Source organism: Streptomyces sp. NPDC003042 (assembly GCF_053591315.1).
Map to the genome: position 1 here is coordinate 40,149 of NZ_JBSFTP010000031.1, position 24,111 is coordinate 64,259.

23 protein-coding genes and 1 pseudogene are annotated in these 24,111 nt (G+C 74.5%); 14 read left to right on the forward strand and 10 right to left on the reverse strand.

Features of this window, described 5'->3' with window-relative positions; all coding sequences use genetic code 11:
• Positions 1–18: 18 nt before the first annotated feature.
• Positions 19–954, reverse strand: coding sequence for a SigB/SigF/SigG family RNA polymerase sigma factor (locus ACWDYJ_RS17610; protein ID WP_451566453.1), 936 nt, complete (start codon positions 952–954; stop codon positions 19–21).
• A gap of 145 nt (positions 955–1,099) precedes the next feature.
• On the opposite strand from ACWDYJ_RS17610, the gene ACWDYJ_RS17615 reads away from it, so the two are divergent.
• Positions 1,100–1,486 (forward strand): MarR family transcriptional regulator, encoded by a 387-nt coding sequence (locus ACWDYJ_RS17615; protein WP_451566454.1) that lies wholly within the window; start codon positions 1,100–1,102, stop codon positions 1,484–1,486.
• Between the two features lie 5 nt (positions 1,487–1,491).
• Here ACWDYJ_RS17615 and ACWDYJ_RS17620 read toward each other — a convergent pair whose 3' ends face one another.
• A complete protein-coding gene (locus ACWDYJ_RS17620; RefSeq protein WP_451566455.1) occupies positions 1,492–2,283 on the reverse strand; it encodes a GntR family transcriptional regulator in 792 nt (263 codons plus the stop codon).
• A gap of 211 nt (positions 2,284–2,494) precedes the next feature.
• Between ACWDYJ_RS17620 and ACWDYJ_RS17625 the strand changes: the two genes are divergently transcribed.
• Entirely contained in the window at positions 2,495–3,760 is a 1,266-nt protein-coding gene (locus ACWDYJ_RS17625) for a serine hydrolase domain-containing protein (RefSeq protein WP_451566456.1), read from the forward strand.
• A gap of 215 nt (positions 3,761–3,975) precedes the next feature.
• Here the strand turns inward: ACWDYJ_RS17625 and ACWDYJ_RS17630 are convergent, their stop codons facing one another.
• Positions 3,976–5,535, reverse strand: a complete 1,560-nt coding sequence (locus ACWDYJ_RS17630; protein ID WP_451566457.1) for an IucA/IucC family protein — start codon at positions 5,533–5,535, stop codon at positions 3,976–3,978.
• A gap of 220 nt (positions 5,536–5,755) precedes the next feature.
• Here ACWDYJ_RS17630 and ACWDYJ_RS17635 point away from each other — a divergent pair, with 220 nt between their 5' ends.
• From ACWDYJ_RS17635 to ACWDYJ_RS17655, 5 genes are all read left to right on the forward strand, one after another.
• Positions 5,756–7,234, forward strand: coding sequence for an IucA/IucC family protein (locus ACWDYJ_RS17635; protein WP_451566481.1), 1,479 nt, complete (start codon positions 5,756–5,758; stop codon positions 7,232–7,234).
• A 31-nt stretch (positions 7,235–7,265) separates the two neighbouring features.
• On the forward strand, positions 7,266–7,928 hold the full coding sequence (locus ACWDYJ_RS17640) for a class I SAM-dependent methyltransferase (RefSeq protein ID WP_451566458.1): 663 nt from the start codon (positions 7,266–7,268) through the stop codon (positions 7,926–7,928).
• Positions 7,929–8,026: 98 nt separating this feature from the next.
• On the forward strand, positions 8,027–9,214 hold the full coding sequence (locus ACWDYJ_RS17645) for an FAD-binding protein (RefSeq protein ID WP_451566459.1): 1,188 nt from the start codon (positions 8,027–8,029) through the stop codon (positions 9,212–9,214).
• A 5-nt stretch (positions 9,215–9,219) separates the two neighbouring features.
• The gene (locus ACWDYJ_RS17650; RefSeq protein WP_451566460.1) at positions 9,220–9,513 is read left to right on the forward strand and encodes a BBE domain-containing protein; all 294 of its coding nucleotides are present in this window, start codon (positions 9,220–9,222) and stop codon (positions 9,511–9,513) included.
• Positions 9,514–9,566: 53 nt separating this feature from the next.
• On the forward strand, positions 9,567–10,682 hold the full coding sequence (locus tag ACWDYJ_RS17655; protein WP_451566461.1) for a trypsin-like peptidase domain-containing protein: 1,116 nt from the start codon (positions 9,567–9,569) through the stop codon (positions 10,680–10,682).
• On the opposite strand, the gene ACWDYJ_RS17660 is transcribed toward ACWDYJ_RS17655, so the two are convergent.
• The 3 genes from ACWDYJ_RS17660 to ACWDYJ_RS17670 form a co-directional block, all read right to left on the reverse strand.
• Positions 10,636–11,031, reverse strand: a complete 396-nt coding sequence (locus ACWDYJ_RS17660) for a hypothetical protein (protein ID WP_451566462.1) — start codon at positions 11,029–11,031, stop codon at positions 10,636–10,638. The two genes, ACWDYJ_RS17655 and ACWDYJ_RS17660, sit on opposite strands and share 47 nt — an antisense overlap.
• 65 nt (positions 11,032–11,096) lie before the next feature.
• Entirely contained in the window at positions 11,097–11,648 is a 552-nt protein-coding gene (locus ACWDYJ_RS17665; protein ID WP_451566463.1) for an HXXEE domain-containing protein, read from the reverse strand.
• Complete coding sequence (locus tag ACWDYJ_RS17670; protein WP_451566464.1) at positions 11,645–12,592, reverse strand: AEC family transporter; 948 nt, start codon at positions 12,590–12,592, stop codon at positions 11,645–11,647. The genes ACWDYJ_RS17665 and ACWDYJ_RS17670 overlap by 4 nt, the downstream gene beginning before the upstream one ends.
• Positions 12,593–12,694: 102 nt before the next feature.
• Between ACWDYJ_RS17670 and ACWDYJ_RS17675 the strand changes: the two genes are divergently transcribed.
• Complete coding sequence (locus ACWDYJ_RS17675; protein WP_451566465.1) at positions 12,695–14,041, forward strand: sensor histidine kinase; 1,347 nt, start codon at positions 12,695–12,697, stop codon at positions 14,039–14,041.
• Positions 14,038–14,718 carry a response regulator gene (locus tag ACWDYJ_RS17680; protein WP_451566466.1) on the forward strand — a complete coding sequence of 227 codons (681 nt, stop codon included), beginning with the start codon at positions 14,038–14,040 and terminating at the stop codon, positions 14,716–14,718. Before ACWDYJ_RS17675 ends, ACWDYJ_RS17680 begins: the two co-directional genes overlap by 4 nt.
• A 75-nt stretch (positions 14,719–14,793) precedes the next feature.
• Here ACWDYJ_RS17680 and ACWDYJ_RS17685 read toward each other — a convergent pair.
• Both ACWDYJ_RS17685 and ACWDYJ_RS17690 read right to left on the reverse strand, forming a co-directional pair.
• Positions 14,794–15,078 (reverse strand): annotated as a pseudogene (locus ACWDYJ_RS17685) (esterase); the annotation flags it as partial.
• A 306-nt stretch (positions 15,079–15,384) separates the two neighbouring features.
• Positions 15,385–15,927, reverse strand: a complete 543-nt coding sequence (locus ACWDYJ_RS17690; RefSeq protein ID WP_451566467.1) for a TetR/AcrR family transcriptional regulator — start codon at positions 15,925–15,927, stop codon at positions 15,385–15,387.
• Positions 15,928–16,101: 174 nt separating this feature from the next.
• Between ACWDYJ_RS17690 and ACWDYJ_RS17695 the strand changes: the two genes are divergently transcribed.
• From ACWDYJ_RS17695 to ACWDYJ_RS17710, 4 genes are all read left to right on the forward strand, one after another.
• A complete protein-coding gene (locus ACWDYJ_RS17695; RefSeq protein ID WP_451566468.1) occupies positions 16,102–16,515 on the forward strand; it encodes a nuclear transport factor 2 family protein in 414 nt (137 codons plus the stop codon).
• Between the two features lie 5 nt (positions 16,516–16,520).
• Positions 16,521–17,006, forward strand: a complete 486-nt coding sequence (locus ACWDYJ_RS17700; RefSeq protein WP_451566482.1) for an anthrone oxygenase family protein — start codon at positions 16,521–16,523, stop codon at positions 17,004–17,006.
• 143 nt (positions 17,007–17,149) lie between these two features.
• Positions 17,150–18,196 (forward strand): alpha/beta hydrolase, encoded by a 1,047-nt coding sequence (locus ACWDYJ_RS17705; protein WP_451566469.1) that lies wholly within the window; start codon positions 17,150–17,152, stop codon positions 18,194–18,196.
• The gene (locus ACWDYJ_RS17710) at positions 18,193–19,422 is read left to right on the forward strand and encodes an acyltransferase family protein (RefSeq protein WP_451566470.1); all 1,230 of its coding nucleotides are present in this window, start codon (positions 18,193–18,195) and stop codon (positions 19,420–19,422) included. Before ACWDYJ_RS17705 ends, ACWDYJ_RS17710 begins: the two co-directional genes overlap by 4 nt.
• Before the next feature lie 94 nt (positions 19,423–19,516).
• On the opposite strand, the gene ACWDYJ_RS17715 is transcribed toward ACWDYJ_RS17710, so the two are convergent.
• On the reverse strand, positions 19,517–19,939 hold the full coding sequence (locus ACWDYJ_RS17715; protein WP_451566471.1) for a DUF350 domain-containing protein: 423 nt from the start codon (positions 19,937–19,939) through the stop codon (positions 19,517–19,519).
• A gap of 95 nt (positions 19,940–20,034) precedes the next feature.
• On the opposite strand from ACWDYJ_RS17715, the gene ACWDYJ_RS17720 reads away from it, so the two are divergent.
• Positions 20,035–22,032 (forward strand): GNAT family N-acetyltransferase, encoded by a 1,998-nt coding sequence (locus tag ACWDYJ_RS17720; protein ID WP_451566472.1) that lies wholly within the window; start codon positions 20,035–20,037, stop codon positions 22,030–22,032.
• Here the strand turns inward: ACWDYJ_RS17720 and ACWDYJ_RS17725 are convergent.
• Positions 21,987–24,050: an AMP-binding protein gene (locus ACWDYJ_RS17725; RefSeq protein WP_451566473.1), complete on the reverse strand. Its 2,064-nt coding sequence runs from the start codon at positions 24,048–24,050 to the stop codon at positions 21,987–21,989. The two genes, ACWDYJ_RS17720 and ACWDYJ_RS17725, sit on opposite strands and share 46 nt — an antisense overlap.
• Positions 24,051–24,111: the final 61 nt, after the last annotated feature.

The following is a 24,111-nucleotide window of genomic DNA, read 5'->3' on the forward strand; positions in this document are numbered from 1 at the left end:
CGGACGAGGTGACCCGGCTCAGGGCCGCTCGGACTCCGGGGTCTCCAGCATGGAGGCCCGCAGGTGGGCGAGGAGCCGGGTCAGCAGCCGCGAGACCTGCATCTGGGAGATGCCGAGGGCGGCGCCGATCTGGGCCTGGGTCAGCTCCTCGCCGAAGCGCATCCGCAGCATGCGGCGCTCGCGGTCGGTGAGCTGGTCGAGCAGCGGGGCCAGGGTCTGGATGTCCTCGACGAGTTCCATGGCCGGCTCCTCCTCGCCGATGACGTCGGCGAGGGTGTGGCCGTCGGCGGGTCCTTCGTCGTGCTCGCCGTGCGGGGCGTCGAGGGAGCCGCTGGTGTGACCGTTGGCGGCGACCAGCCCCTCGATGACCTGCTCGTCGGTGAGGTGGAGGTAGGCGGCGAGATCGGCGACGGTCGGCGAGCGGTCCAGCCGTACGGTCAGCTCCTCCTTCGCCTTGGCGATCTCGATGCGCAGCTCCTGGAGCCGGCGCGGGACGCGGACGGCCCAGGTGGTGTCGCGGAAGTGCCGCTTGATCTCACCGGTGATGTACGGCATGGCCAGGGTGGAGAACTCGTTCTCGCGCTCCGGGTCGAACCGGTCGATGGCCTTGATCAGGCCGATGGTGCCGACCTGGACGATGTCCTCGATGTCCCCGCCGTCGGCGTGGTTGCGGAAGCGCCGGACGGCGTACTGGACGAGCGAGGCGTTCATCTCGATGAGCGTGTTGCGGACGTACTGGTACTCCGGGGTGCCCTCGGTCAGCTCGCGGAGCCGCTGGAAGAAGACCTTCGACATCTCCCGTGCGTCCGCCGGGGCGACCTCGCGGGGCTCGTCGATCCGGGGCAGGCCCGCCGTGCGGGCGGCGGCCTCGGCGCCGCTCCGGCGGGAGCCGGGCAGGACGACCGCGCGGGTGTCGGTGTCGGCGGTATGGGAGAACGGGGCAGGGACCGGCATGGGGTTCGCTCCTTGGGCTGGTCGGCTTGCGGCGCGGGACCTTGACTGCCGTCGATGCTGGACCGGATCCGCTCGTACGTCAAGAAATACCGGAAATCTATTTCGCGTCTTGCATCACAGGAATCGCATCGCGCATCATGACCCGATGGGCAATCCGACGCGTCGGCAGAACTGGACGTTCCTCACGAATCACGCACGTGTCCTGGTGAGCATCGCCCGAGACCCGGCCGTGCGACTGAAGGACGTCGCCATGGCGTGCGGGCTGACCGAGCGCACGGTACAGACGATCGTGGCCGACCTGGAGTCGGACGGGTATCTGCGGCGCGTGCGGGACGGCCGGCGCAACCGCTACGAGATCTCCGCGGGCGCGGTCTTCCGCCACCCCGCCGAGGCCGGAGTCCAGGTGGCCGGCCTGCTGGCCCTGCTGACCGGGGCCCCGGCCGCCGCCCCCGCCACATCGGACGCCCCCGCGGTCCCCGTCGCGCCGGACGCGCCGGAGCCGGCCGGGCCATCCGTGATCACCGCCTACTAGGTGCGCTAGGTCACACGGAATCCGACGGCCACCGGGTCACGGTGGAAGGTGAGCCGGTCCCACGTGGGGAAGGCCAGGTCCGTGACGGCGAGCAGCCTGCCGGAGGTGTCGTGCAGGGTGCGGCGTACGGTCAGCCCGCAGGCAGGGGTCCGGGTCGCGGGGTGGCTGGTGCGGGTCATGGTGATCGTCTCGGCGGTCCGGCCGTGCGCCGCGGCCCGCTCCAGCCAGCGGTGCAGGGGCCGCAGGTCCTCGTCGCGGGCAGCAGCCTCGCGGTCGAGGTAGCCGGCCAGCTCCGGGGCACCGGCGACGGTGCGCGGGCAGAGGTAGGTCACGGAGTGCCGCATCGCGTCTCCGGCCGGGCCGTACGCCCGGTGGTGGTGGACCAGGGTGCGCTCCCCGCCCCGCATGCCGAGCAGCGCGGCGAGCGAGGGCGGCACGGTGACCAGGGTGAGCCGGGTCCGGGTGGGCGCCGAGCCGGACGGTCGGGCCGGGGCCGCGTACGGAGGGGCGGACGCCGGGGGCCGGCCGGCCGGGTCCGGCGGATCCTGCCGCGCCTCGGCGTCCGCGGCGCGGGTGCCCCGGCGTCCGGTGACGATGAGCCCGTCGGCGCGCAGCTCCTGGAGGGCGGCGCGGATGGTCTGGCGGTTGACCTCGTAGCGGGCGGCCAGGCTGCGTTCGGAGGGCAGTCTGGCCCCGGACGCGTGGGCGGCACGGTCGAGTTCGTCCCGTAGCGCTGCGGCGATCCGCTGATACTTGGGCAGGGCGGCCGGGCCGCCGCCCCGCGAAGGGGAGGGCATGGCTTCTCCTCTGACGGGTGGTCAAGGACTGCGGTCTGCTCGACCAACGTAGCATTGGTCTATACCTTTCGGAACGCGGGTGCGCGGGACGGAGCGCACCTTGGCCAAATGTCGCCGGAATACCGGCGCGAGGGCTCGCCGCGCGGGTGGTTCGGCAGTGTGCCTACGCTGGTCGTGTTGCCTCGATCCCCGTGTGACAGGAGGCATGACCGTGAACTCCAGGCGCCTACGGATACGCAGGGCCTGCGTGGCGGCCGCCGCAACGGGCCTGTTGGTCACCCCGGCCCTCGCCGGCTCCGCCTACGGAGCGCCGGCCGGCCCCATGGATCCGGGCCGGACCGTCGCCGCGGCCCCCTCGCCCTCCCCCTCCCCCTCCCCCGACGGCGAGGCGGAGTTCTCGCAGCTCACCCCGGCCGTCGCGGCGCGACTGGACGCGGCCATCCGGCAGGTCCAGCGCGAGGCGGGGGTACCGGGCGTGGTCGTGGGCCTGTGGGCCCCTGGCAAGGGAAGCTACGTCAAGGCCTTCGGTGTCGCGGACAAGGCCACGGGCGCGCCCATGAGGACCGACCTCTACGTACGCATCGGCAGCGAGACCAAGACGTTCACGGTCACCGCGCTCCTCAAACTGGTCGACCAGGGCAAAGTCGGCCTGGACGACCCCATCGGCACGTACATCAGCGGCGTCCCGAACGGCGACCGCATCACCCTGCGTCAACTGGCGGGCATGCGCAGCGGGCTCTTCAACTACAGCGAGGACGACGCCTTCGCGAAGGAACTCCTCGACCACCCCGAGCGGCGGCTCACGCCCCGGCAGCTGCTCGACTACGCCTTCGAGCACCCGGTGCAGTTCCAGCCGGGCGAGAAGTTCGAGTACTCCAACACCAACTTGATCCTGCTGGGACTGGTGGTGGAGAAGGTCACCGGCCGGCCCCTTGCCGATGTCATCCGTCAAGAGGTGCTGGAGCCGGCCGGGCTGCGCCGTACGTTCTTCCCTACAGGCGCGCAGTTCCCGGAACCCCACCCGCACGGCTACACGACGGGCTCGGGCGGGAAGACCGTGGACGCGACCGACTGGAACCCGTCCTGGGCCTGGGCCGCGGGAGCGATGGTCTCCAACCTCGAGGACCTGCGCAGTTGGGCCCGCACCCTCGCCACCGGCACACTGCTGACGCCCGCGACCCAGGCCGAGCGCCTGAAGACCACCTCGATCGGCATTCCGGGCGCCGGCTACGGTCTGGGCATCTTCAACGTCCAGGGCTGGATCGGCCACAACGGTTCACTGCCCGGGTACGAGTCGCTGACGATCTACCTGCCGCAGGCGCAGGCGACCATGGTCGTCCTCCTCAACACCGACGTCCTGCACGACGGCCAGGAGCCCAGCACCCTCTTCGGCGAAGCCATCACCCGCATCGTGAGCCCCGGGCACGTGTACCCCGGCCACAAGCCGATCCAGCCGAAGGCCGACTCGACCGGCTAGTGCTGTGGCCGGAAAGGTTTGCCGGGTCGCGGCGTCCGGCGCACCGCACTCGCTGCGCTCGCTCCGTCTCGGCTCTTCGATCCATCCTCCGGATGCCGAGCTGCATCGCAAGGTGGAGGGGCCGCAGCTCGTACTGGGCGTACTCGCGCGGTCCGACAACGCAGGGAGGTGCCCTGCCAGGCAGCGCGGGCCCGCGAAGATCACCCGGACAGGACCTAGCGGCGCAGCGGGTTGGGGAGCGGGACGTAGCGGGCGGCCGCGCCGTCCGCCCGCGTCCATCGCAGGAGCAGGTTCGTCTTGGCCGGAAGCGTGGGGGCGGTGAGGAGTCCGGCGATCTCCGGCAGGCCGTGTTCGGCGTCGTAGCGCAGCAGTTCCTCGCGGACCGCCGGCCAGACCTGCCCGGCGAGTTCGGGGTGCCGCTCGGCCACGGCTCCCGCGACCTCCGCCAGGTGGTTGACCACCAGGCAGTACACGAGCCGCTCCCAGGCGCCCGCGCGCGGCATGTCATCGGGGAGTTTCACGCCCTCGGCATCGCGGTAGAGCGCCTGCACCGGCATGCCCTGCGCATCGACGGCGACCAGGCAGTTCTGGAGGTGGGCCTCCAGCACGATCCCGTGCCGGGCGAACAGGTGGAGCACCGGGGGCACGACATGGCGCAGATACGCCCGCCACCACGCGCCCGGGTCGACCGCGCCCGTCGGCGGGGCGTGGGGGAAGCCCTCCGCGAGCGCGGCGGCCAGCAGCGGCGTGGCCCCCTCGGCCACCCGGGTGCGCAGGCCGTCGCGGACCAGGACGGCGAGTTCCTCGAAGGCGAAGGCGGCGGTGCGATAGCCCAGGTCGCGCAGCCACACGGCGTTCGAGCCCGTACGGCGGCGCAGCGCGGCGAATCCGGCCTCCACGGCGGCGTCGGTACGGCGCAGCCGCAGGAGGTCGTGCCGCCACAGTCGGCGTATGTCGTTGGTGATCCGGACGTCGAGGCTGAATTTCGCGAAGAGGTCGGCGTCCGGGCCCGGCGCGTAGAGGGTCCGGACGGAGGCGGTGGGCCACACCGGCAGCCGGGTCGGGCCGAGCCGCAGCAGGCGCCCGTCGGCGAAGGCCTCGCGCACCTGCGGCCGGCCGGCGACCAGATCGAGCTGCCAGGGGTGCGCGGGCAGCGCCCGGTATCCGGCGGGCGGTCGGGGGCCGTCGAGGATCGCGGCGAGCGTGTCGAACGCGTCGGCGGTGTCCGGGCCGCCCTCCTCGACGACGTGGTCCTCGCGCAGCCCGAGCAGGACCAGGGGGAAGCGGGCGTGGGCCTCGGGGGCGTACGGCAGCCAGCTCGCGGCGGGCGCGCCGCCCCGGGCCTTGGGGGCGGGGTGGTACGGATGGCCCATCACCAGGTGCTGCTCGGAGCGGAGGAACGGGTCCCGCGGCGCCGCGTCGGCGGCGCGCGCGGCCAGCAGGGAGGCGACGGCGTCCCGGCTGTCGGTGAGTTCGCCCGGCAGTTCGTCGTTGGAGACCCCGGTGCAGCGGCGCAGCTCCTCGCACGTCAGCTTGACCAGTTCCGCGTGGCCGAGCGGAGCCCAGCCCTCCGCCATGCGCAGGGCCGGATCCCGGGGGCGGCGCCCGCCGTGCACCCGCAGCAGCCGTCCGCTGCCCCGCAGCCGGTGGACCTGCCCGCCCTCGTCACTACCGCTCTCCACGTCGGCCACCTCCCGCAGCAGGCAGTTCAGGAGGGGAGTGGAGGCGTATGCGTCGGCGGCGGCGTTGAGGTCCACTGGTTCCATTCGGTCCATCCGGTGCGCCGGAGGTTCGCGAGGCGCACCACCGGCCGTGATCTTCAGTATCCGCAGTATCCGCGATGATGACTGATCATCAGGCAAAGCGACCGAAAGGAACGGGGCCCTGGACCGCAGCACGCACCTCCCCGGCTCACCCGGCTCACCCGCCTCCGCCGGATCCCCCGACTCGCCCGCCTCCGCCTCCTCTGCCGCCGAGGAGGCGGTCGCCGCCGCGCTGGCGGGCGTACGGCCCGGGCTCGGGCCGGCGTACGAGGCAGCGCTGGGCGGCGCGCGGGCGGCCGTGCTCACCCGGCTGTGGCGGGCGCTGGCCCACGAGCCGCTGCCGTGGGTGGTGCGCCGGGAGCACCGGCCGGACGGGCTGACGCTGCTGCTGGCCGGGGGCGGCCGACTGGAGGGGCCGCCCGCGGATCCGTACGCGACCGGGGCCTACGTGAGCGAGGTGCGGCTCGACGGACGCCCGTACCGGCAGGCCGCGCGGCTGACGGCGGCGCTGGGGGTGGCGCACGGGGCCGCCTTCGCCGCCGAGCTGGACGACAGCACCGCCTCCCTCGCGTTGTCGCGGGCGGGCCAGCCCGGCGGGGCGCAGGAGGCCCCGGGCAGCACCTGGGAGTGGGAGCAGCGCGTGGTCGACGGGCATCCGTACCACCCCAACTGCCGTTCCCGGCCCGGTTTCTCGGTGGCCGAGCAGCTCGCGTACGCGCCGGAGCACCGGCCGCTGGTCGAGCTGCGGCTGATCCCCGTACGGGCCGAGGAGTGCCTGGTGACGGGCGACTGGCCGGAGTCGTTGCGGGACGGGGGCCGGATCCTGGTCCCGGTGCACCCGTGGCAGGCCGAGCACGTCTTGAAGGGCGACGGGTGGGGCCGTGACGGCGTACGGGCCGGGACGGCGGCGCATCCGCTCATGTCGCTGCGTACGCTCGCCCCGGCCGGGGGCGGCGCCCATGTGAAGACGGCGCTGAGCACCCGCCTGACCTCCTCCGTCCGGGACATCTCCGGCTATTCCGTCGAGACGGCGGCCGTGCTCTCCGCCTTCGCCCACGCCCTGTCCGAGCGGCTCGACGGGCGCCTACACGTCACCCGCACGCTGAGCGCGGCCACCGCGCACAGTCCGGATCTGGCGGCGGTGCTGCGCGAGCCGCCGGAGGTGTACGCGCGGCCCGGTGAGCGGGTCGTGCCGGTGGCGGCGCTGGCGGGTACCTCCCTCGCGCGCTCCGCCGTCTGGCGGGCCGCGTTCGCCCGCCTCGCGCTCTCGGTGTGTCTGCGGCTGCTGGACCTCGGGGTGGCCCTGGAGGCCCACGGCCAGAATCTCCTGGTCGTGCTCTCCCCGGCCGGCGACCCGCTGCGGCTGGTCTACCGCGACCTCGCGGACATCCGGGTCAGCCCGGCCCGGCTCGCCCGGCACGGTCTGCCGGCGCCGCCCCTGTCGGGCCGGCTGGTCACGGACGACGAGACGGCGCTGCGGCGCAAGGTGTTCGGCTCGCTCGTGGGCGGGGCGCTCGCGGCCACGGCCGGTTCGGCGCGGGCCTTCGGCGAGGACCTGGCCGCAGCGCTGGACGGCACGGCATCCACCGCCGACACCGAGGCCCTGCGGTCGGGGCCGCTGCCGGTGAAGGCGCTGACGCTGATGCGGCTGAGTCCCGGTGTGCCGGGCGACCAGTGGGCAGAGCTGCCGAATCCGCTGGACGGGGAGTAGCGACGCGACGGATCCGGCTACGTTCGGGGGCATGACCGAGACCTCGTACCTCCATGCCGTACGGGCGTCCTACGACGCCGTCGCCGTCGATTACGCCCGGCTGCTCGCCGCCGCGGAGGCGGGCAGGCCCCTGGACCGGGGCATGCTGGCCGCCTTCGCCGAGTACGTACGCGCCGAGGGCGGGGGCGCGGGCGGGGGCGCGGGCGGGGCCGTCGCCGACCTGGGCTGCGGCCCCGGCCGGGTGACGGCCCACCTGGACGGGCTCGGCTTACGGGCCTTCGGCGTCGACCTGTCCCCCGCGATGGTGGCGGTGGCCCGCCGCACCTATCCGGGGCTGCGGTTCGAGGTGGGCTCGATGGCCGCGCTGGACGTGGCGGACGGGGTGCTGGGCGGGGTCGTGGCCTGGTACTCGACCGTGCACACCCCGCCGGAGGAACTGCCCGCGGTGTTCGCGGAGTTCGCCCGCGTGCTGGCGCCCGGCGGGTACGCGCTGGTCGCGTTCAAGGCGGGGGACGAGCGGATCCGGCTGGAGCACGCGTACGGCCATCCGGTCGACCTCGACGTGTACTGGACCCCGCCCGACCTGATCGCGGAACTGCTGGCCGGCGCCGGGCTGGCCGAGGTGGCCCGGCTGGTGCGGGAGCCGGACGCGCGGGAGCGGTCCCCGCAGGCCTTCCTGCTGGCCCGCAGGTGACGGCCCGCCCGCCGGGCAGGTGAGCCGATCGGGGGACAGCCCGCGCTCCTCGGGCCCGCCTTCGCCCCGATCGGGCCGCTCGGTGGCAGGAAGGAGGGATGAGTCTCCATCGCCGCCGGGTCCTCGCGGGAGCGGCCTCCGCCGTCCTGGCCACCGTCGGGGCGCGCCGGCGGGAAGGGGCGGCGCCCGCGCGGGTTGCCGACTTCGGGGCGCTGGCCCGCGCGATGGACGGGCGGGTCGTACGGCCGGGTGACGGGGACTACGCCGAGGCCCGGCAGCTGTTCCAGCCCCGCTACGATGCCGTCCGGCCCGGCGCGGTGGCCTACCCGGCGCATGCCGGGGACGTGGCCGTCTGCCTGGACTTCGCCCGCCGCTCCGCCGTCCCGGTGGTGCCGCGCGGCGGCGGCCACAGCTACCCGGGGTGGTCGACGCGGGCCGCCGGGCTCGTGGTCGACGCCGGGTCCATGGCCACCGTGGCGGTCGAGGGGGACGAGGTGCGGACCGGCGCGGGCGCCCGGCTCGCCGACGTGCAGGGCGCCCTCGCCGCGCGCGGCCTGGGCATCCCGGCCGGGCTGTGTCCCTCCGTCGGGATCGCGGGGCTCACCCTCGGCGGCGGCCTGGGGCTCGCCTCCCGGGCCTACGGAACCACCTGCGACCGGCTGCTCGGCGCCCGGGTGGTGACCCCGGACGGGGTGGTGCGCGAGGCCGACGCCGACAGCGACCCCTCGCTGTTCTGGGCCCTGCGCGGAGGCGGGGGCGGTAATTTCGGGGTGGTCACGGAGTTCCGCTTCCGGACCCACCGGGTCGCCGATGCCGCCTTCGCGGAACTGCACTGGCCCGGCGCCGACTCCCCGGCGGTGCTGGGCGGCTGGCAGCGCTGGCTGGCCGGGCTGCCCGATCCGTTCTGGAGCCAGGTGGAGTTCACCGTGGAGTTGGGGCCGGCCGCGGCTCCGGCCGTGCGGGTGGTCTGCCTCGACGGGCGCGGCGAGCTAGAGCGGCAGCTCACCCGGCTCTCGGACCTGGTCGGGCGCGGTCCGGCGGACAGTTGGATCGTCGTACGCGGCTACGCGGACACCGTACGGGCCCTGTCTGGCTGCCCGGCCGGGACCCCCGGGGGCGCCTGGAGCGGGAGTCCTACGCCGCCCGCTCGGACTTCTGGGGCCCCGCCGGACTCCCGGAGGCGGCGGTCGCCGCCGTGCTGGACGCCGTCCGGCGGTACGGGAGGGAGGCGCCGGGCGGCGGGCGCGGGGTGGTCCAGTTCGACGGGGTGTGCGGCGGGGCCGTGAACCGGGTGGCCGCTGCCGACACCGCCTTCGTGCACCGCGGCAGCGCCTTCCTGGCCCAGTACCTCGTCCACTGGCCGCAGGCCGCGACCGCCGCCGAGGTGGCCGGGCACCGGGCCTGGCTCGACCGGCTCTGGCAGGACCTGCGCCCGTGGGCCGGCGGGAGGGCGTACCAGAACTACGCGGATCCCCGGCTCGCCGGCTGGCGCGAGGCCTACTACGGGCCGAACCTGCCGCGGCTGGAGGAGGTACGGCGGGCCTACGACCCCGACCGGCTGTTCCGTTTTCCCCACGCCCTCTAGTCCGTCAGTCCGTCAGTCCGTCAGTCCGTCAGGAACAGGAACAGGAGCACGACATGCGACGTACGTTGACGGTGGCGGCGGCCGTGGCCGCGGCCGCCCTGCTGCTGCCGGGCGGTTCGCTGCCCTTCGCGGAGACGGCCGGCGCCGAGACCGCCGCCGGGCGCTGGTCCGCGCGGGAGGCCGCCGCCTTCTGGACTCCGGAACGGATGGCCTCGGCCGTCCCGGTGCCCGGTCCCCCGGGGACGGCCGACGCGGAGCCCGGCGCCGCGACGGGCTCCCCCGGCCCGGCCCTGTCGTCCGGACCGGCCGCCCCCGCCACGCCGTCCCCCTCCGCCGTCCCGTCCCTCCCTGTGGCCCGGTCCGCCGTCCCCGCCCCGCTGCCGGGACAGCCCGCCCCGGGGCCCCGGCCGCTCCCCCTCACCGTCCCGGCCCTCGCACCCGCCCCGGCGGGTGTGGGGCGGGACTTCGGCGGGGTCCCGGTCGTCGGCAGGATGTTCGTCATGAAGGGCGGCGGCGCGTACTTCTGCACCGCCAGCGTGGTCTCCTCGCCCGGCCGCAACCTGGTGCTCAGCGCGGCGCACTGCCTGCTCGGCACGGACTCCCGCCAGGTGGCCTTCGTACCTCGGTACACGCGCGCGAAGCCCCGGCCGTACGGGCTGTTCCCGGTGCTGCGCGACGCCCGGGGGCGCTCGAAGGTGTGGATCGATCCGCGCTACCGGCGTGAGGGATCCGAGCGGGCGGCCACGCTCGACGTGGCCTTCGCCCAGGTCGGCCCGGGCGCCGGCGGACGGCGGGTGGAGGACGTGGTCGGCGGGAACCGGCTCGTCACCGGAGCGGCGTTCACGCACCCGAGCGTCACCCTGATCGGCCATCCGGCGTCGGCCGCGCGGCCGCGCGTGTGCGTCAACCGGACGACGAAGTTCACCAGCCGCGACGCGAGGAGCCCCGGATCGTTCCTGCGGATCCGCTGCACCGGATATCCCGGCGGAACCAGCGGCGGCCCGTTCCTCACGCGCTACGACGCGCGCACCGGGACCGGTGACGTGGTCGGGGTCATCGGCGGCTGGAAGACCGGCGGGACCACGCCCGACGTCTCGTACAGCTCCTACTTCGGCGCGCAGATCAGGAAGCTGTACCAGGCGGCGGTCGCCGGGGCGCGGGCGGCGTGACCACCCGCACCCAGCGGGTGCGGCGCGGGTTGCCGACCGTACGCGGGGTGGCCGGCAGGTCCTCGACGGTCAGCAGGTCGGCCGGGGCCAGCGCGAGGCGGCGGCGCAGGTCGGCGAGGGCCTCGTGGACCGGCGCGAGGATGACCTCGGCGCGCGGGTCGATGAACGCGAGGGCGCGGGCGGTGGTCTCGATCGTCTCGGCGGCGTCCTCGGCGGCGGTCCGGCTCCAGCCGCCGGGCTCGCCGGTGCCCCAGGGCGCGACGGCGTCGTAGAGGTGACAGGCGGCATCGGCCGCGGCGTCGGCCCGTTCACCGACGCCCGGCGCCGCGATGGTCGGCAGCAGCTCCATGCCCGGTCAACGAGCGTGGCCCGCCGGGGGAACGAGCCGGGGCCGACCCGATCGGCCGGACGCGGCTACCGGATCCGCCGGGCCACGGCGTGCGCCCCGGCGGTGGCCGCCGCGGCCAGGCCGAGCCCGCGCGCCAGGTCCCGCGCGCGGGCGGGCCGCAGCACCCCGGCGCGCCGCAGCCGGCCGCGGGCCCAGAGGGTGAAGGGGACGACCACGAGCGGAGAGGTGACCACGCCGGGGGTGTAGCCGCGCGTCGCGGCGGCCTGGGCGAGGTGGACGAGGCCGTGCAGGCCGAAGCCGTCGAGCGCGGCCCGGTAGAAGGCGGAGCGCCCGCCGGTGCGGTATCCGTCGGCGGCGGCCGTCGCGACGACCAGGCCCATGAGACCGACGGCGGTGGCGAACTCGCGGCTGTCGACGTCGGTGACGCCGCGCCATATCCGGTCGGGGACGCGGGGATGGCGCGAGCGCAGGACGGGGACTCTGGAGCGCGACCAGCGGGCCATCGTGGCGACCTCTTCCAGGTCGTGCACGGTCCAGGCGGCGAGCAGTCCGAAGGTGGCGAGGGCGAGGGACCGGTCGGGGGCGCCGCAACGGCGGGGTTTTGTCGTCTCGTTCACGAGACGACAGTCTGCAGCCAGAACGGCAGCAGCAGGAGCGAGACCACCGAACTCTTGATCACGAGCGAGGCGGAGAGGTCGACCCCGATGTCGTAGCGCTGGGCGAAGACGAAGAGGTTCTGCGGGGTCGGCATCGCGGCGATCAGCACGAGGTACGCGAGCCACTCGCCCCGTACGCCGAACAACGCCCCGCACACGACCCAGGCCAGAAGGGGGAAGGCGAGGCATTTGAAGGCGATCAGGGCCAACTCCTCGCGGCTGGTGCCCCGGATGTCCAGGCCCAGGCCGCCGAGGTGCAGGCCGAGGGCGAACAGGGCCACCGGCGAGGCGCTGTCGCCGACGAAGGCGGCCCCGTCGAGCACCACCGCCGGGACGCGCACGGACAGCAGGTTGAGCAGGATCCCGGCGTTGCAGGCGAGGACGAGCGGGGTGGCGAGGGACGCGAGGACGGCCCGCGTCAGACGGGTGGCGGGGCCGGTGTCCGCCGCGCCCTCCCGGCCCAGCTCCATGACGGAGATGACGACGAGGGAGAGCACGCAGACCTGGAACAGCAGCACCGGGAAGATCGGCGCGGCCGTCCCGAACACGGTGATGAAGACGGGCACGGCGAAGTAGGCGGTGTTCACCTGGACGCCCGCCATCACCCGCAGCGCGACGGCGCGGGGCTCCCGTATGCCGTACGCGGCGGCGCCCAGCGCCACGGCGAGCACCGCGAGGGCGGCGGCCGCGGCGTAGCCTCCGATCGCCCGCCAGTCGAACAGGGCGCCGAGGTCGGAGGCGTAGATGTTGCCGAAGAGGTAGCAGGGGACGGCGAAGAGGAAGGCGTAGTCGGCGAAGGCCTTGGAGGCCTCGGCCGGGACGGTCTTGCGGCGGGCGAGCAGCACTCCGCCGCCGAAGGCCAGCAGTACCGGCACGAGCTTCTCCAGCGCGGCTGCCCCGCCCATGCGTACCGCTCCCCCAGGCCGTCTCTTTCGGATCTCGCCTCGGCCGCGGGCAGCCTACCCGTACGCCGTTTCCGCGCCCCGGGCGCATACGCTGGTCCGATCATGCGCCTCAAAGCCCGAATCCCGGTCCCCGCCCGCGCCGGTTCCCGTGAGCGCCGCGGGAACCGGAGGCCCGGCGCGCTGGCCCAGCTCGCCGTGGTGCTGCGCACTCCCGCGCGGGCGGCCGAGCCGCTGTTCGCGCGGGCGCCCAAGGCCTGGCAGCGGATGCTGCCGTTCGCCGTCGTGGCCGTCTTCGTGGTGACGCTGCTTCCGGTGACCATCGCGGTGCTGGCCGACGACTACCAGGCGGCCGGCGGGTGGGCGGGGGCACTGGGGGTGGCGCAGACCGTGCCGCTGCTGCTGGCGGTGACCCGGCCCCTGTCGGCCTGGGGCATGGTGCTGCTCGCCGACGTCGTCGGGGCCGTGCTGCTGGTCGGCGCCGACAAGGTGGCCGGGCACGCCTGGCCGTGGCCGCCCATGACCATCGTCGGGTACCTCGTGGTGATGATCTGCCTGGGGCTGCGCGAGTCGATCCGGACCCTGGTCCAGGTGTGGCTGGTGACGGGCGCGGCCGGGGTGGTGCTCGGTTTCTTCCAGCCCGCCGGGGTGACGAACACCGTCGCCCTGCTGTTCGTGCTGAGCGGGGCCTTCCTGGCGGTGACGGGCGCACTGCGCGGTCTGGGCGATGCCCAGCAGCGGATCGCCGAGCAGGAGAGCATCAGCGAGGCCGAGCGGGCGCGGCGGACGCTCCTGGAGGAACGGGCCAGGATCGCACGGGAGTTGCACGACGTGGTGGCCCACCACATGTCGGTGATCACGGTGCAGGCCGACTCGGCGCCGTACCGGCTGCCCGGCATGGCGGAGCCCGTGCGGGAGGAGTTCGCGGCGATCGCGGCGAGCGCGCGCGAATCGCTGGGCGAGATGCGGCGGTTGCTGACGGTGCTGCGCGGGGACGGCGCGGGCGGGGTGGACGGCGCGGACGGCGAACGGGCTCCGCAGCCGGGCATCGGGCGGATCCAGCAGTTGGTGGAGGCGACCGTACGGGCCGGGCAGCCGGTGGAGTTGTCCCTGGCGGCCGGTGCGGCGAAGGCCGCGCCGCCGGCCGTGGACCTGTCGGCGTACCGGATCGTGCAGGAGGCGCTGGCCAATGTGGTGCGGCACGCCCCGGGGGCGCCGACGCGGGTCTCGGTGACGGCCGACGAGGACGAGGTGCTGGTGCTCGTCGTCAACGGCCCGGCGCGCGACGCCGTGGTGGCGCTGGAGAGTTCGGGGACGGGGCACGGACTGGTCGGGATGCGGGAGCGCGTACGGTTGACCGGCGGGACGCTGGACACCGGTCCGCTGCCCGACGGCGGCTTCCGGGTCGCCGCCCGCCTGCCTCTGAACGAACCCACTGAGGAAGCCAGTTGACCATCCGCGTGATCATTGTCGACGACCAGGCCATGGTGCGGGCGGGGTTCGCCGCGCTGCTGTCGGCGCAGGCCGACATCGACGTGGTCGGCGAGGCACCCGACGGCCGGCACGGTGTGCGGGTCTCCCGCACCGTGCACCCCGACGTGGTGCTGATGGACGTACGGATGCCGGAGATGGACGGCCTCTCGGCAGCGCGCGAGCTGCTCGATCCTCCGCCCGGGGTGGTGCACCGGCCTAAGGTGCTGATGCTGACCACCTTCGACATCGACGACTACGTGTACGAGGCGCTGCGCGCCGGCGCGTCCGGGTTCCTGCTGAAGGACGCGCCGCCGGCGGACCTGATCGCGGCGGTCCGGGTGGTCGCCTCGGGCGAGGCGCTGCTGGCGCCCTCGGTGACCCGGCGGCTGATCGCGGACTTCGTGAAGCAGCGCCCGGCGCCGCGCAAGGATCCGGCGCTGCGGCTGAACGGGCTGACCCCGCGTGAGACCGAGGTGCTGGAGCTCATCGCGCGCGGGCTGTCGAACCAGGAGATCGCCGGGCATCTGGTGGTGGCGGAGCAGACGGTGAAGACGCACATCGGGCGGGTGCTGGGCAAGCTGGACCTGCGGGACCGCGCGCAGGCGGTGATCTTCGCGTACGAGGCGGGACTGGTGCGGCCGGGCGACACCGGCTAGCCGTATCGGCGGAAGCCGGGGCGGTGGTGTCCGCCCCGGCTGGTGATCTGTCGGTACGGGTCAGGTCAGTGCGGGTCAGATCCGGACGCTGGAGCCGGGGGCCCCGGTGCCGGTGGCGATCACTCCTTGGCCGACCCAGTCGATGCGGCCCTCCGCGCCCGTGACGTTGTGGTACGCCGCGAGGGCGCCGGTGTCGGCGAGGACGAGGTAGTCGGCGCGGGCGTCGCCGCCCACATCGGCGAACCGGACCTGGCCGCCGGTCCAGGCGGAGGATCCGGAGGCGATGTAGCCGTGGTCGTTCCACTTGCCGGGTCCGGCGTTCAGCCAGGCACGGGTGGCTCCGCTGCCCTCGACCACGAGGTAGTCGGCCCGCCGTCACCGTTGATGGGCCTGCGGGAAGCCCCTGGTGGCTCGTCGGGACGGCCCCGGCCGGCGGCCTGGGAACGGCGGGGGTGCCGACCCCGCCCGGCTGGGTGAAGGGGGTTTCCTGGAGTGCGATGATGCCGTACTGCTGGGCCCGCGTACCGACGTCGCCCCAGATGTCGGGGCTGCGCGCCAGGTTCCAGGTGAGCATCCTGTTGCGGTCCGGCGGCGCTGCCGCGGCCGGAGTCGCCGCTCCGAGAACCGCGACGAGGACCTCTGATCTGCCGGTGATCGGCGAACCGCCTAGGGCGCCGGGTTCCGGGGCCCGACCGCGAGGAGGGCGAGTGTGGCGGACCGTAGACATGCGGCAGCCTCTTCCACTGACATGCGGTGCGCCCCGACTTCGTCGCCTGCCGCGTGGCCGAGAGCGATGATCGCGGCCACCAGCCAGGTGGCTGGTGGTACGGGGTCGAACTCGCCTGACGCCTGACCCTGCTCGATCAGCCTGGTGAGGCGGGTTGCGACGGGCTCATGCCGAGCCTGGTCGGCGGGGGCGCCGGCGCGGGTGCTTCCGAGCTGGAGGAGCACCGGGTTACGTTCGAACAGCCGCCAGCCGATGTCCTGGAGCTGCAGCAGCTGGTCCAGGGCGGGGCCGCCGTTCTCTTCCGCCTCGTCCATCGCGGCCATGGCCTGGTCCGTGATCCGGTCGGCGACAGCGTCCAGCAGCGCGTCACGGGTGCCGAAGTGCGCGTACACGGTCTGGCGGGTCACACCGGCCGCGGCGGCGATGGCCGCCATACCGGCGTCGGGCCGCTCGGCCAGCAGCCGGACGGCGGCGTCCAGCACCGCGACCCTGCTGCGCTGAGCGTCCGCGCGCCGGCGAGGCCGTGCCCGCGGCGAGTCTCCCGGAGTCTCGAAAGCAGTCAACTCTTACACCCTTGTCAGAAATAGCCGCCGCGCTATATCTTACAGGCACGTAAGAGATCGCTCCCGGGGTGCAGCCCCTCGCATGGCAGGAGCATGGTGAACCCTCTCCACACGAAACCTCCCGAGCAGTTCATCGCCGACTTCTTCACGACCTTCACCGACGCCGTGGTCCATGGCTCGGAAGACGCCTCTGGCCTGATGTCCAGGTACTACACCCGTGACGTCGTTCAAGTCGCCGACGGCGTACCCCTCGACTGGGACCGCCTCGCCGCTCACCTCCGACCGGTACGCAAGAACCTGCGAGCGTTCCGGTTCGAGGTGCACGAGGCGTTCGCGGACGGCGGCCGCATCGCGACCCGCTTCACGATCCACGCCGAGATGCGCAAGGGCGGACCGGTGTCCACGCGAGTCCACATGTTCGCGGAGTTCACACCCGACGGCCTGCTGCGACGAGCCGAGCAGCTCACGCGGCCCCTCACCCCCGCCGAACCGGACACGGGGGCGTGATCCGTATGCGCATCCGGCTCGTCCAGGGCCTCGCCCTGCTGTCCACCGGCGCCCTCGCCGGCGCATTCGGCTACGGAGCGGCCAACCTCGTACCCACCTTCAACGCCGTACCGCTCGACATGAGGCTGTCCTTCCACACCCAGCTGATGCAGATGAACGGCATCACCATGCAAGGCGCCATGGGCATCTCGGCGCTCAGCGCCCTCGCGCTCGCCGCCATGACCCGTGGCACCTCACGGTGGCTGGCCGGAGGCGCCGGGCTCCTCGCTGTCGCGTCTTTCCTGATCACCCGTCTCGGCAACGTCCCCATCAACGGCCGAATCAAGCAGTGGGCCGCAACCTCGGCGCCCCCCGATCACGCCGAGATCCTTGCTCGCTGGGAGGCATTCAACTACGCACGCACGGGCGCCGCGTTCGCTGCCTTCGCGCTGCTGATCCTGCTCTCCCTGCGTCGTAGCCACTCTGCTCAAGGTCCGAACGACAGACCCTAGTGGACCGAAGGCCCAGGAGACCCGGGGCGCCGTCTCCTCCACCCCCTACCGGGGTATGACAGCCGACTTGGCTCCCTGGTCCGACGTACGGAGCGGTACCTGCTTCCTACCTTCCTCCTCGACACGAGGAGAGGAGAAGGGGCATGCGCCGCTTCGCAAGGACCCTGGGTGCCGCCGCGCTGGCCGTGGCCGTCGTCGCGGGAACCGCCGGCTGGGCTTCGGGCGACAGCCAGGCGGCGGTCACCGGGCCGCCGCCGGGCACCGCCGCCTGGCTGGCCGACAGCACCGCCGGCCAGCGGCCGATGCCGGATCCGCGGATGGCCTCGCCGGCCGAGGTCGCGGCGTTCTTCGCGGGGCTGGACCCGGCGCGGCAGCGGGAACTCCTGCGCGCTCACCCGCTGGTGGTAGGCAATCTGGAGGGGGCGCCGCTCCCCCTGCGGTACGAGGCCAACCGGCTGGCGATCACCGCCACGGGCGGGGCGCGCTACGCCTCCCTCGCCGCGCCGGACCGCCGGATCCTGGCCTTCGACCCGCGCGGCCGGGGCCAGGTCGCCGAGGTGTTCGGGGAGTTGGAGCACGCGGAGCACGTCTCGGTGATCGTGCCGGGGTCGGACAACGACGCGACCGCCCACGACGCCCCGCGCAAGCCCGGCACCGGCCCGGCGGGCATGGCCCGCGCCCTGCGGGCGGCGGCGGGCGGGTCCACCGCCGTCGTGGCATGGACCGGCTACACCACTCCGGTGGGCGTCGGCCTGGACGCGGCCGAGGGACGGCTCGCCGAGGCGGGGGCGGACCGGCTGGCCCGGTTCACGGCCGGGCTCGACGCGGTCGGTTCTCCCGATCCGGTGCTGTTCTGCCACAGCTACGGCTCGGTGGTCTGCGGGCTGGCCGCCCGGCACACGGACGCCGCCGACATCGTCGCCTTCGGCTCGCCGGGGATGCGCGCCCGGACCGCCGCCGCTCTGGGCACCGGCGCCCGGGTCTGGGCGGCTCGGGGGCCCTCCGACTGGATCGCCGACGTGCCGAACGTCGAGGTGGCGGGGATCGGCCACGGCGCCGACCCCACCTCGGCGGCTTTCGGCGCCCGCCGGGTCCCCGCCGCCGACGTGAAGGGGCACACCGGCTACTTCTCGCCCGGGACCCAGTCGTTGGCCGCCTTCACCGCGATCGCCCGGGGGGAGGTCCGATGAGCACCTCGCGCGCGCTGACCCTGCTGAAGGGCGCCGCCGACCGGATCGACCGGCAGACCCCGGGCCACCGCGACCGGGCGATCGACGGGCTGCGCGCCCTCGCCCTGCTGGCGGTGCCGACCGGGCACTGGCTGCTCGGCGGGTTCACCGTGGACTCCGAGGGCGCTCTGCACAACGCCAGCCCGCTGTCCGCCTTCGGCGGCCTCGCCCCGGCGAGCTGGGTGCTCCAGATGCTCGGGATCTTCTTCCTGGTCGGCGGGTACGCCTCGGTGCTGTCCTTCCGGCGCCGCCCCGGGTCCACCGCGGCCTGGCTGAAGGGGCGGATCGTCCGGCTGGGGCGCCCGGTGCTCGGCGTGACGGCGGTGTGGGCGCTGGCCGCGCCGGTGCTGTACGCCGCCGGGGTGCCCGAGGTGACGCTGCGGACGGGGGCCACGCTGGTGGTCCAGCCGCTGTGGTTCGTCGGGGTGTACGTGGTGGTCACGGCGCTGACCCCGTACTGCGTGCGGGCCGCGCACCGGCTCGGCGGGTGGGCGGCGGCCCCGCTCCTCGCCTCGGTCGCGGTCGTGGACTTCCTGCGCTACGGGCCGCTCGCGGACTCCGTGCCGTCCTGGCTTTCCCTGCTGAACATCCTGCCGGGCTGGCTGTTCGCTTATCAGCTGGGCGTGTCCTGGGGCGAGCGGCGGATCGGGCGGCGCGGGGCGTGGCTGCTGCTGGTGGGCGGGGGCGTGCTGTTCGCGGCGCTGCTGACGGTCTTCCACTACCCGGCGTCGATGGTCGGCGTCCCGGGTGAGGCGCGGACCAACTCGCATCCGCCGTCGCTGCTGGTGCTGGCGCTGGCCTCGGCCCAGTCGGGTGCGGCCGTCCTGCTGCGGGACCGGCTGGCGGGACTGCTGGCCCGGCCGGCGCTGTGGGCACCGGTGGTGGTGGTCAACCTGTGCGCGATGACGATCCTGTGCTGGCACCAGAGCGCCATGCTGGCGGCGGCGGTGCCCGGTTCGTTCGTGGGTGAGGTGGCGGGGCTGACGACGGCTCCCGACAGCCTGGTGTGGCTCGTGGCGCGCGTCGCGTGGATGCCGGTGTTCGCGGTGCTGCTGGTGGTCATCACCCGGTACGCGCGCCGGTTCGAGGGGCCGCCGAAGGAGGGGCGCAAGGCGGGCACCGTACGCCGCGCCGTGACGGGGCTGCTGGCGGCGGGCTTCGCGGTGTTCGCGCTCGGCCTGGCGTAGGAGCTGTCCTGAAAAACGGCGAGAGCGCCGCTCCCTGTGGGGAGCAGCGCTCTCGCCGTAGTCGGTTTCCGCGTGCCGCGGGCCGCGGGCCGCGTCAGGCGATCGAGGCCGCGACGATGGCGGCCACGGCGAGGTTGCAGGCCGCCGACACCCAGACCGCCGGGTGGGGCTCCGGGTCGACCACTATGGCGCCGAGCTTGCCCGGGGTGACCACGTCGAGCACGAGGAAGGCCACCGCCATCAGCAGCAGGCCGAGGACGCCGAAGGCCGCGGTGGAGGCCAGGCCCTTGCCGAAGTCGTCGTACGTCGTCCAGATCGAGGTGAAGACGATTCCGCCGATGCCGAGGAGCGCGGAGCTGAGGAAGAGGGAGGCGTTGCGGTTGCGCTCCTCCCAGATCTGCTTCGGGAGCTTCCCGGGCGTCAGCACGTCCACGAGGACGATGCCGAGGATCAGCAGCACCAGGCCGAGGGCGCCGTAGGCGCTGGTGCGGCCAAGTCCGTTGATGATGTCGCTCATTGAGAAGCCTGTCTCCGCGTGGGTGGGAAGGTATGTGCCGTGGAGAGGCCGAATCTATCGCACGGCCTCGCGGCGGACCATGGGGAGGCCGGGAAATGATGGAGGTCAGAGCCGCACGGGCCGAGGAGGCGCGGGCGCTCACCGGGCTGGTGATGCGGTCCAAGGCGCACTGGGGCTACGACGAGGACTTCCTGGCCGCGTGCGCCGGAGAACTGCGGATCCGCGCCGAGGACGTGACGGCACGCCGGATCGTGGTGGCCGAGAACGGCCGCGGGCAGGTGCTCGGGCTGGCCTCGCTGGAGGGGCTGGGGAGTGTCCGCGAAGTAGCGCCGTCCGCCCGGAGGGCGGGCCCGGTGGGGTCTGGTGCGTGCGATTGCAAGGCGGAGGAGGGAGTCGATGCGGAGCATCGGCGACCGACGAGAACGCGGCAAGCGCGCGTGCCGGACCCCACCGGGCAGGCGGGACTTCGCGGACACGACCTGGCGCCGGACGCAGAGCTGGGGCTGCTGTTCGTGGAGCCGGCGGCCATCGGCCAGGGCGTGGGGCGGCTGCTCTACCGGGACGCCGTGCGCCGGGCGGTGGAGCTGGGGGTCCGCAGGCTGCGCATAGCCGCCGATCCGCACGCCGCCGGGTTCTACCGGGCCATGGGCGCGGTGGCGGTCGGGGTAGCCGGCGAAGGCGCGGGCCCGGGCGGCCTGGTGCGGTTCGAGGTGGCCCCGGCCCCGCTCGCCGCCTGGGCGCGCGCCTGGACGGGCGGGGGCCCGGCGGTGCACGTGGGCAATGTCGCCGAGTTCAACGCGCAGTTCGCCGACGCCTCCCTGGACGGCGAGCAGCGCGCGGCGCACGACTACGCCTGCCTGGCCGCCTTCTACAGCCCGCGTCCGGCGGCCCTGGTGCTGCCCCGGGCGGTGCCGCCGGGCTGGATCGCCCTGGTGGGACGGCAATTGGGCTGGGAGGCGCCGGTCGAGGTGTACGACGGCCTGGTGGAGCGGGGTCCCGGCCTGTCGGACGCCGTACGGGCCCGGGCGGCGCTGGCCGAGCGGGTGACGGGGCGCGGGCTGCCGCTCGTACCGTGGGGGCGGACGGCACCCTTCGCGCGGCTGGCGGGCCGGCCGTGGCGGCCCGGGGAGCTGCGGTACGAGTCGAAGTCGGCGGCGCACGCCCTGTTCGGCCGGATCCTGGAGGACGGCGGGCATCCCGGGATCACGTTGCCCGCGCAGTGGCGGGCCGGGACCCGGTGGGCGGCAATCCGGCTGTTGGCGGCCCGGGCCAGGGCGGGCGAGAGCAGTGTTCTCAAATCGGAGCACGGTGTCGGGGGTTCGGGTACGACGGTGGTCACGCCCGCCGACGTCCGGGAGGCGGGCGGGGCGCGGGCGGTGCTGCGGCGGCTGCCGCGCGGGCCGCTGCTGGTGGAGGAGTACGTACACGGCCCGGCGGAGCCGGACGGGCCGCGGGATCTCACCTACGACGGGTTCGTGGACGAGGCGGGCCGGGTGCACGAGGTCGGCGCGGCGGTGATGGACGTGGCCGACGGCGGGTACCGGGGAGCGACGGTGGGGCCGGGTGTGGTGCCCGCCCGGCTGGAGCGGCCGATGGTGGCCTTCGGGGCGGCCGTGGGCCGGGAACTGGCGGCCTGCGGCTACCGGGGCTGGTTCGACGTGGACTTCGTCGCCGACGCCGCGGGGCGGCCGGCGCCGACCGAGACCAACCTGCGGCTCACCGGCCCGTCGATCGCCTTCATGGTGGCGGCCCGGCTCGATGCGCTGCGGGGCGCGGGGCACCTCGTACGGATCGCCGACCGGGTGGAACTGGGCGCCCGGCTGCCGGACGCCCAGTTGGAGGAGCTGTGTGCGGCCCTGGCGCGCGGCTGCTCCGAACTCGGGGCGGTGTTCGTCCCGGCGATCCCGACCGGCGCCTTCGATCCGGCTCCGTGGCTGGGCGTCCTGGTGGCCGCGCACAGCGCGGAGGTGCTGGACGCGGCCGAGGCGCTGGTACGGGCGCGGGCCGGCGCGCTCGGGGAGATGTTCGGCGACCCTCCGCGCCCGGATCAGTCGTCGAAGTCGAACGGGGAGGCCGGTTTGCGGACCAGGTAGAGGGCCACGACCCCGGCCGCGATCATCAAGGGGATGTTGAAGGTGTAGACGAGGGCGGCCTGCCGGGGCCAGTCCTGCTTGGCCGCCAGCCGGTAGAGGTTGTCCTGCGGCCACCAGGCGACCAGCAGGTAGACGACGGCCAAGTGGGCGGCGGTCGTGAGGGCGCGGCCGCGCCCCTGGGCCAGCATCCGGGGACGGCCGCCGAGCAGGAACAGCACGCCGGCGCCGAAGGCCAGGAGCTCGAACAGGTAGAGGCCTCGGAAGAGCCACGCCCACGGGTTGGGGACGCCGGTGAGGTCCGTCGATCCGGGCCACAGCACGTTCGTCAGCAGGAGGCCGACGAGGCCCAGCATGACCACCCCGCAGCCGAGGGCGCCCCACGCCGAGAGCGCGCTGCCCGCGCTCACGGGCCCGTACTTGCTCCCGCTCCCGGCCACTCCCCCGGTCGCGGAGGCGGGCGGTGCCTGCGCGGGCTGCGGCAGGGCCGCCCGGTCCTCCTGGCCCGCCCGGTTGCGGGGCAGGGCGCGCAGCCGGACCAGGGCGCGGGGCCATTCCTCGAAGGGCAGCCTGCCCACCAGGTGTTCGCGCAGCTCGTCGATGTCCGGCAGGCCGGCGCCCGAGGACCAGAACGGCTCGCCGGGTGGCGGGGCGACGTACACGACGAGGCGCCGGGTGCCCGAGAGGCGGGCGACGACGGCCACGATCGCCGCGCCGATGCCCTCGTGGGTGCGGATGGCGGATTCCAGGGCGTGCGGGTCGAGGGTGCGGCCGTCCAGGGTGACCCGGTCGCGGATCCGGCCGCCGAACTCCAGCAGCCCGTCGGGGCGCAGCCGGGCCAGGTCGCCGGTGGGGATCGCGTCGCCGCCGTCGGGCGGGGTGAGGTGGAGCTGTCCGGCGCGGAGTTCGGCGCGGAAGCCGGGGAAGGGGGTGCCGAGGAGGGCGCGCTGTTCCGGGTCGTCGACCGGTCCGGGCAGTTGGGGCAGTTCGAACCAGGTGCCGGCGCCGGCGGTCTCGGTGAGCCCGTAGACGTTGAGCAGTCGTACGCCGGTGCGCAGGCGGGCTTGCAGTGAGGCCTGTTCGTCGAGGTGGAGGCGTTCGCCCGTGACGGTGAGCAGTCGCAGCGTCCGAAGCCGGGGAGCGGCTTCGGCACGGGGCTTCGGCGCGGACAGCCGCGGAACGGCATCCGGCGTGGAGTCCCGCAGGAGCAGCCGGCTCGCGCCGGCCGGGTCGGTGTGCACCACGGTGACCTGTTCGGCCTCGATCGCCCGGCGGATCGCGTCGGGCTGCCAGGGTGCGCGGTGCTCGGGCAGGACGAGGGCGCCGCCCGAGCACAGGGCGCGGGTCCAGCCCGCGGCGAAGGCGGTGATGTCCGTTCCGGTGGTGACCAGGTGGCGGTCCTGCGGGGTCAGCCGGGCCACCTCCGCCCAGCTCTCGTAGGCGGCGAGCAGCCGGGCGTGGCTGACGGGGACGGCGCGCGGCACGGCTGCCCCGGTGAACAGCCAGGCGGCGGTCCCGCCGCCGCCCGCGCCGCCGCCCGCGTCCCTGGGGCGCGCGGGCGGCCCGGTGGGCCGGTCGGCCGGGCCGGCCGCCTCCGCGCCGAGGCGGATCACCCGCAGGTCGCGGCCGTCGTCGAGGCGGGCCCGGTGGGAGGCGTGTGTGAGCAGCGCGAACGGCGGGGCGGCGGCGAGCTGCCGCTGCCCGGTGCGCGGGACCTCGACGTCGATGACGGCGTAGGCCCCGCCGGCCTTGAGAACGGCGAGCAGGGCGACGACCAGCTCGCTCTGCCGGGCGGTGCCCACGGCCACGAGGCCCCCGGCCGGCAGCCCGGCGTCGAGCAGCTGGTACGCCAACCAGTTGGCTCGGAGGTCGAGTTGCCCGTACGTGAGACTGTCGGGACCGGCGATGACGGCGTGGGCGCCGGGAGTGTCCCGGGCCCATCGTTCGAAGTGGTGCAGGACGGTGTCGGCGGGGTCGGCGGCGCGCCGACCCAAGGGCGTGGACTCGGATCCCTGCGTCATGCCCCCGATGATGCCACTGGGCGCCGACAGTGGAGGAGACCTCCAACGGCACTCAAGAGAA